Here is a 999-nt window from a genome sequence, read left to right as displayed (position 1 = left end):
CATCAACATGTCTCACCTCACTTATAGCTGTGGTCGTCCAGGTAGATGTCCGACGCCTCACCCCGGCCGCCATCCCAGCGGAAAACCAACCGCCATTGCCTGTTGACGCGTATGGAATGGAAGCCTTCGAGACTGCCGCGCAACTTTTCGAAATGATTGCTGGGCGGCACGCGCAAATCCTGATCGGTCGCAGCGTCGTCGATCATCTGGAGCTTGCGAAACAAGCGGCTTTCGAGATCGGACGGAATGTTGCGGGAGTGGGTATCATCCACGAAGAAGGTCCGCAGCCATCCATCTCTAAATCCAACGATCATCGCATGCTTCCAGGAGGGGATAATGTACCACTCCTTGGGCCATGTTGCAATTGCGCTGCTGTTGGCCGCGCCTGCTGGCGTGCCAGTGGCATCGAGTTGCGGAATTAGATGGCGATCTTGATCACGCCGAGCCAAGCATAGTCGCGATAAAGCGTTCTGAAATGGAAGGTTGCGCCGGTGCGCTGCGATTCCGATTCAAGCACGTCGCGCAGCGAGGCGCGCGGTTCGACATGGAATTTCCGCAGCCAGCCGCGCAGCAGGGTCCTGAACCAGCGCGGCAACCCTTCCTGCTGGCCGAAGTCGACGACGTGCAGCGAGCCGCCAGGGGCGAGCACGGCAAGCGCCGCCGATACCGTCTTCTCCCAGCCGGGGATCATCGACAGCGAATAGGACACGAAGACGCGGTCGAAATGCTCGACGCCGAACAACGCCTTGGCGTCGAAATCGGTGGCGTCGCCGCGCGCCAGCTTGACCTTGCCGGAGAGACCTTCGCGAGCGATGGCGGCATTGGCCGTCTCCAACATCTCGGCCGAGATATCGAGGCCGAAGAAGCGGGCGTCGGGATAGCGGCGGGCGGCGAGCACGACGTTGCGGCCGGTGCCGCAGCCAAGCTCCAGCACGCTGCCGCCTTGCGGCACGTCCAGCCCGTCGATCAGCCGGTCGCGGCCGAGCAGGTAGTATTTGC

2 protein-coding genes are annotated in these 999 nt (G+C 62.0%); both read right to left on the bottom strand.

Annotated elements, in window-relative coordinates; all coding sequences use genetic code 11:
- Positions 1 to 17: 17 nt before the first annotated feature.
- On the bottom strand, positions 18 to 314 hold the full coding sequence (locus EOA23_RS35015; RefSeq protein ID WP_127307346.1) for a type II toxin-antitoxin system RelE/ParE family toxin: 297 nt from the start codon (positions 312 to 314) through the stop codon (positions 18 to 20).
- A gap of 104 nt (positions 315 to 418) precedes the next feature.
- A partial coding sequence (locus EOA23_RS35010; RefSeq protein ID WP_145966620.1) for a class I SAM-dependent methyltransferase occupies positions 419 to 999 on the bottom strand: 581 nt, incomplete at its 5' end.

It is taken from the genome of Mesorhizobium sp. M2A.F.Ca.ET.042.01.1.1 (assembly GCF_003997405.1).
Classification (GTDB): domain Bacteria; phylum Pseudomonadota; class Alphaproteobacteria; order Rhizobiales; family Rhizobiaceae; genus Mesorhizobium.
The sequence above is the reverse complement of the archived record's forward strand: the minus strand, read 5'-3'. Positions and strand labels throughout refer to the sequence as shown.